This window comes from Mycobacterium ostraviense (genome assembly GCF_002705925.1).
Classification (GTDB): Bacteria; Actinomycetota; Actinomycetes; order Mycobacteriales; family Mycobacteriaceae; genus Mycobacterium; species Mycobacterium ostraviense.
In genome coordinates this window covers 1-272 of record NZ_NKRE01000116.1, presented here as the reverse complement: position 1 = coordinate 272, position 272 = coordinate 1, and the positions used below count along the sequence as shown (strand labels likewise).

Here is a 272-nt window from a genome sequence, read left to right as displayed (position 1 = left end):
GTATTGCAAGACTTGTTCGTGGTAAAGTACTTCAAGAAAAAGAAAATGAATACTTTTTGGCAGCAAAATCAATTGGTACACCCACATATAAAATTATTTTGAAACATCTTTTGCCGAATATATTAAGTGTAGTTATCGTACAAGCAACATTGTTATTTGCCGGTATGATTGTAGTGGAATCAGGATTGAGCTTTTTAGGATTCGGAATTAGTAAAGCAATACCATCTTGGGGTAATATGTTGAGTGATGCTCAAGAAGGGGATGTTATAAGT

General features: G+C 33.8%; 1 protein-coding gene. It reads left to right on the top strand.

Going from position 1 to position 272, the window contains the following annotated elements; genetic code table 11:
* Positions 1–272 (top strand): ABC transporter permease subunit (locus tag CDN38_RS33740; RefSeq protein ID WP_142361412.1); only part of this gene is annotated, 272 nt, incomplete at both ends.